This is a genomic window from Kitasatospora sp. MBT63 (assembly GCF_000710465.2).
Lineage (GTDB): Bacteria > Actinomycetota > Actinomycetes > Streptomycetales > Streptomycetaceae > Kitasatospora.
The window spans coordinates 1-5,736 of the sequence record NZ_JAIZ01000206.1 but is presented as its reverse complement, the minus strand read 5'-3'; the positions used below and the strand labels follow the sequence as shown (position 1 = coordinate 5,736).

At 75.9% G+C, this 5,736-nt stretch carries 4 protein-coding genes; 2 read left to right on the top strand and 2 right to left on the bottom strand.

The annotated features are described in order from the left end of the window. Nucleotides 1-165 precede the first annotated feature (165 nt). Both AA75_RS14420 and AA75_RS14415 read left to right on the top strand, forming a co-directional pair. A complete protein-coding gene (locus AA75_RS14420; RefSeq protein ID WP_033820390.1) occupies nt 166-1,080 on the top strand; it encodes a hypothetical protein in 915 nt (304 codons plus the stop codon). A gap of 73 nt (nt 1,081-1,153) precedes the next feature. Then, nucleotides 1,154-1,969 (top strand): HAD family hydrolase, encoded by an 816-nt coding sequence (locus AA75_RS14415; protein ID WP_051812383.1) that lies wholly within the window; start codon nt 1,154-1,156, stop codon nt 1,967-1,969. A gap of 30 nt (nt 1,970-1,999) precedes the next feature. On the opposite strand, the gene AA75_RS14410 is transcribed toward AA75_RS14415, so the two are convergent. Both AA75_RS14410 and cydC read right to left on the bottom strand, forming a co-directional pair. Further along, complete coding sequence (locus AA75_RS14410; protein ID WP_233289022.1) at nt 2,000-3,865, bottom strand: GAF domain-containing sensor histidine kinase; 1,866 nt, start codon at nt 3,863-3,865, stop codon at nt 2,000-2,002. Between the two features lie 63 nt (nt 3,866-3,928). Further along, on the bottom strand, nt 3,929-5,736 hold a 1,808-nt coding region (gene cydC, locus AA75_RS14405; protein ID WP_149038131.1), incomplete at its 5' end, for a thiol reductant ABC exporter subunit CydC.

The window sequence follows — 5,736 nt, the reverse complement described above, 5'->3', positions numbered from 1 at the left end:
GCGCCGGTCCGGTGGCGGCGCCGGTGTCGGGGTGCCGGGCGCCGCCGGCGCGGGGGCGTGCGGTGCTGCTGCGGGTGTGCGTCTCGCGGACGTGACGGGCGCGGCCGGACCCGTCCGGGATCCGGTCATCGGCATCCTGTCCGTACCACCCTTGGAGACACACCCGTGAGGACCACCCCCACCACCGATCCACTGCGCCGTGCGCTGTCCGCCGCGGCGGCGGCCGGTCTGCTGGCCGTCGCGCTGACGTCCTGCGCGTCACCGGCCGGCTCGCCGCACCAGGGCCACAACCACGGCCACGCCACCGCCGGGCAGGACACGGCCGGCCACGACATGGCAGGTCACGGCATGGCCGGTCACGACACGACCGGGACGGCCGGTGCGGCCGCCGGGTCCGGCCTGGCCGCGGAGCGGAACGGCTACCGGCTGGCGGGAGCGCTCGCCGGCTCGGAGTACCGGTTCAGGATCACCGGGCCGGACGGCGCGCCGGTCACCGCGTACGTGCCGGAGCAGACCGAGCAGCTGCACTTCTACGCGATCCGCTCCGACCTGACCGGTTTTCAGCACCTGCACCCGGAGCTCGGCCCGGACGGTACCTGGCGCGCGGCGCTGGAGCCGCTCGCGGCGGGCGACTGGCGGCTGTACGCCTCGTTCACGCCGGACAGCGGCCCCGGGAAGGGCGGCGCGCTGGTGCTCGGCGAGCAGGTCACCGTACCGGGCGCGGCGAGCCCCGTCCCGCTGCCGGCGGCGGCCGGGAGCGCCACCGTGGACGGCTACACCGTCACGGTGGACGGCGGCGCGCCGAAGGGCGGCGAGCTGGGCCTGACCGTGACCAGGGACGGGCAGCCGGTCACCGACCTGCAGCCGTACCTGGGGACCTTCGGGCACCTGACCGCCTTCCACGCGGGCGACCTGGCCTTCGCCCACCTGCACCCGGAGGGCGCGGCGGCGGACGGCGGCGGCGGGCCGTCGCTGCGCTTCCACGCCGAGCTGCCGGCGGCCGGTGACTGGCGGCTGTTCGTGCAGTTCCGGACCGGTGGGACGCTGCACACCGCCGCGCTGACCCTGCGGACCGGCTGAGCACGGTCCGGGGCGCGGGCCCGGGAGGGCATGCCTCTCCCGGGCCGGTGCGCAGGTGAGCGAAGATGGAGCGGTGACCACCTCCCCCCGCCCCCGCCTGATCGCCACCGACCTCGACGGCACCCTGCTGTGCGCCAGCGGCGCCGTCTCCGAGCGGACGGCCGCGGTGCTGGCCCGGGCCGAGCGGGCGGGTGTCCAGGTGGTGTTCGTGACCGGCCGGCCGCCGCGCTGGATGGCGCAGCTCAGCTCGCACATCGGCGGCCACGGGGTGGCGATCTGCTCGAACGGCGGCGCGGTGGTGGACGTGCGGCGCGGTGAGCTGCTGGAGACCTTCCCGCTGGCGGTGGCGGACGCGCTGGCGGTGGTGGAGGCGCTGCGGGCCGAGCTGCCGGGGACGTCGTTCGCGTTCGAGTACCCGGGTGGCTTCGCCCGGGAGCCGGGGTACGAGCTGCGGATGTGGGGGTCGGACGAGGACCATCCGGTGGCCGCGGCCGAGGAATTGCTCGGCGACGGTCGGGTGGGCGGGCTGTTCAAGCTGCTGGCCAAGCATCCGGAGCTGGACCCGGACGTGTTCCTGGCCAGGGCGCGGGTGGTGGCGGGTGCGCTGGCGGAGATCACCCGGTCGAGTCCGGTGGCGCTGCTGGAGATCAGCGCGCGGGGGGTGACCAAGGCGAGCACGCTGGCGCGGTGGTGTGCCGAGCAGGGCATCGACCGCTCGGAGGTGGTGGCCTTCGGTGACATGCCGAACGATCTGGAGATGCTCGCCTGGGCGGGCAGCGCGTACGCGGTCGCCAACGCGCATCCCCAGGTGCTGGCGGCGGTGGCGCGGCACACGGTGGGCAACGACGACGACGGGGTGGCGGCCGTGATCGAGACGCTGCTGCCCTGAGGGTGGGGCGGCCGCGGGTGGCGGGCCCGGTCAGTAGCGGGCGGTCCAGCGGACCCGGGTGCCCTTGCCGTGCGGGCCGGGCTCGTGCCAGGCGTCGCCGCCGAGGACCTCGGCCCGGCGGGCGAGGTTGCGCAGGCCGCTGCGGCGGCCGCCGTCCGGGATGCCGATGCCGTCGTCGGTGACGGTGAGCAGGACGCCGGGTTTGCCGGCCCGTTCCAGGGACTCCGGGTCGCCCGGTACGGGGTGGCCCTCGGCGTCGAGGTGGACGGTGGCGTCGATCTCGACGGCGACCCGGGAGGCGCGGGCGTGGCGGGCCGTGTTGGAGAGCATCTCCCGGAGGGCGGCGAGCAGTTGGCGTGAGGTCTTCTCGCCGACCAGGCTCTCCAGCGGGCCGGTGAAGGTGATGGTCGGTTTGAAACCGAGTACGGCGGCGGCCTGGCTGCCCTCGCGCAGGACGCGGGTGCGCAGGGTGTCGGGTTCGTCGTCGGCGTCGCCGTGCTGGAGGGCGTAGATGGTGGTGCGCACCTCCTGGATGGTGGCGTCGAGTTCGTCGACGGCCCGGCCGATGCCGGTCCTGACCTCGGGGACGACGGCGCGGCGGGCGGCGCTCTCCAGCATCATGCCGGTGGCGAACAGCCGTTGGATGACGAGGTCGTGCAGGTCGCGGGCGATCCGGTCGCGGTCCTGGAAGACGGCCAGGCGCTGTTTGTCGAGCTGGCCCTCGGCGAGCCGCAGGGCGAGCGCGGCCTGGGAGGCGAAGGTCTGGGCGAGTTGTTTCTCGTCGTCGGTGAACGGGGCCGAGCCGCGCTGCCGCCAGACGCACAGGCCGCCGAGCACCCGGCCGGAGGACACCATGGGCAGGGCCATCGAGGGTCCGAAGCGGCGGGCGAGGCGGAGCACCACGGCGGGGTCGGAGGACATGTCGTCGAGGAAGACGCTCTCCCCCGCCATCAGGTGGGTGGCGAAGCTGCCCGGTGGCATCAGCTCGCCGTTGAGGTACTCGGCGACCTCGCCGGAGGCGTGGGCGACCCGCATCCGGCCGTCGACGGTGGGCAGCAGGATCATGCCGACGGCGGCGTCGGCGAGTTCCCTGACCTGTTCGGCGGCGACGGTCAGGGCGACCTTGGCCTCGTCCGAGGAGAGCAGGGCGGTGGTGACGGCGGCGGCGCCGGCGATCCAGCGTTCGCGGCGGCGGCCGTCCTCGTACAGGCGGGAGTTCTCGATGGCGACGCCGGCGGCGGCGGCCAGCGCGTGGACCACCTGTTCGTCCTCGGGGGTGAAGCCGGCGCCGCCTTTCTTGCCGGTCAGGTAGAGGTTGCCGAAGACCTCTTCGCGGACCCGGATCGGCTCGCCGAGGAAGGAGGTCATCGGCGGGTGGTGCGGGGGGAAGCCGGTGGAGCGGGGGTCCTGGCCGAGGTCGGCCAGGCGCAGCGGTTCGGGGTTGTCGATCAGGGCGCCGAGGATGCCGCGGCCGGAGGGGAGTTCGCCGATGGCGGCGGCGGTGGCGTCGTCGATGCCGACGTGGATGAAGTCGGACAGGCCGGTGCCGTGGGGGGAGACCACGCCGAGGGCGGCGTACTCGGCGTCGACCAGTTCGGCGGCGCCGGTGGCGATGCGGTGCAGGGTGGCGTGCAGGTCGAGGCCGGCTCCGACGGAGACGACGGCCTCCAGCAGGCGTTGCATCCGGTCGGTGACGGCGGCGGCGGACTGCAGGCGTTCGGAGACCTCGGTGACCAGGGTGTCCAGGCCGAGGGAGGCGATCTCGGGTACCCGGTGCGGGGCCTGGTCGGGCCGGTCGGACGGCTCGGGGCGGGCCGGCCGACGGGGTCGGGCCGGGGGTGCGGGCCGTGCTGTCGCCGGGGGCTGCTCGGGGTGGCCGGACGGCTGGGTCTCCATGGGTCGAGCCTAGAGCGATGCGCCCCTTTTGTGCGGTCTGTCCACTGTCCGTGCGGTGTGCGGTCAGACCGCCGTGAGCAGGGTGTCGGCGCGCTGCTCGCGTGCGCGCATCGCGCTCAGGCGGCTGTCGGGGCGGGCGGCCAGGTCGGACCAGCGGCCCCGCTCCACCACGGCGCCGTCGGCCAGCACCAGCACCTCGTCCACGGTGGTGTCGTCCAGGCCGGCCAGCCGGTGGGTGATCAGCAGGGTGGTCCGGCCGGCGGTGGCGGCGAGCAGGTCGGCGGTGAGGGCGTCGGCGGTGGGCAGGTCCAGGTGCTCGGCGGGTTCGTCCAGGATCAGCACCGGGAAGTCGGCGAGCAGCGCGCGGGCCAGCGCCAGGCGCTGGCACTGGCCGCCGGAGAGCCGGGCGCCGTGCTCGCCGACCATGGTGTCCAGGCCCCTGGGGAGGGTGTCCACCCAGTCGAGCAGCCGGGCCGCGGCCAGGGCGGCCCGCAGTTCGGCCTCGTCGGCGCCGGGTCGGGCGAGGCGGAGGTTCTCGCGCAGCGAGCTGTCGAAGACGTGGGCGTCCTGGGCGCACAGGCCGATGGTGCGGCGGACCAGGTCACCGGGGATCGAACGGCTGTCCACAGCCTGTGGACGGCCCGCGCCGAGGGTGACGGTCCCGGCCCGCTGGTCCAGGAAGCGGAGCAGCACGTGGGCGAGGGTGGTCTTGCCGGAGCCGGACGGGCCGACCACGGCGATCCGGCGGCCGGGTGCGAGGTCCAGGTCGAGGCCGCGCAGCGCGTCCCGTTCCTGGCCGGGCCAGCGGGCGGTGAGGCCCCGGACGGCGAGCGGCAGCGGCTGCTCGGGCAGCGGCCGCGGGTCTGCGGGCTCGGTGACCGGGTCGGGGGTGTCCGCCAGTTCGGCCAGCCGGGCCCGGGCGGCGCGGCTGCGTTCGCGATGGAGCACGGCGGTCGGCATGCCCGCCACCGCTTCGAAGGCGGCCAGCGGGGTGAGCACCACCAGTGCCAGGCAGACGCCCGGGAGCGCGCCGGTTCGCACGGCGTGCACGCCGACGGCCGCGGCGGCGGTCACGGTCAGACCGGTGACCAGCGCGGTCAGCCCGGCCGACAGCCCGCCGATGGCGGCGGAGCGGGCGGCGAGCCGGGTGAGCGTACGGTCGGCGTGGCGGGCGGCGGTGAGCCGGGCGGGCAGCGCGCCGGCCACGGTCAGTTCGGCGGTGCCGGTCAGGGTGTCGACCACGGCGACCGCCAACTCGCCTCGGGCGGGTGCCTGCTGACGTTCCGACCGGCCGCCGGCCAGGGTGGCGAGGGCCGGCACGGCGGCGCCGGCCAGCAGCAGTCCGAGGGCGAGCAGCACTCCGGCGGCCGGCAGGAAGGCGGCCAGCGCGGCCGAGGCGGCCAGCGAGACGGTGAGCGCGACGGCGGCCGGGAGCCGCCAGCGCAGGTAGTGGTCCTGGACAGCGTCGACGTCGGACACCAGCCTGGCGAGCAGGTCGCCCCGGCGGTAGCCGGGCAGTGCGGCGGGCGCCAGCCGCTCCAGGCGGGCGTAGACGGCGGTCCGTACGCTGCCGAGTGCCTTGAGCACCGTGTCGTGCGCCGTCAGCCGCTCGGCGTACCGGAAGACGCTGCGCCCGATGCCGAAGGCCCGGACGGAGGTGACGGCCATCATCAGGTAGAGCACCGGCGGCATCTGGGAGGCCCGGGAGATCAGCCAGCCGGAGGTCGCCATCAGCGCGACGGCGCAGCCGAGCGCGAGCGAGCCGAGCAGCACGGACCGCGCCAGCCGGGGGCGGCCGGGGGTGGCCGGCGGGGCGCCGTCCCGCTCCTCGGGGGCGGTCCGCGGGGCGGCGGTGGCGGCGGCCGGGGCGG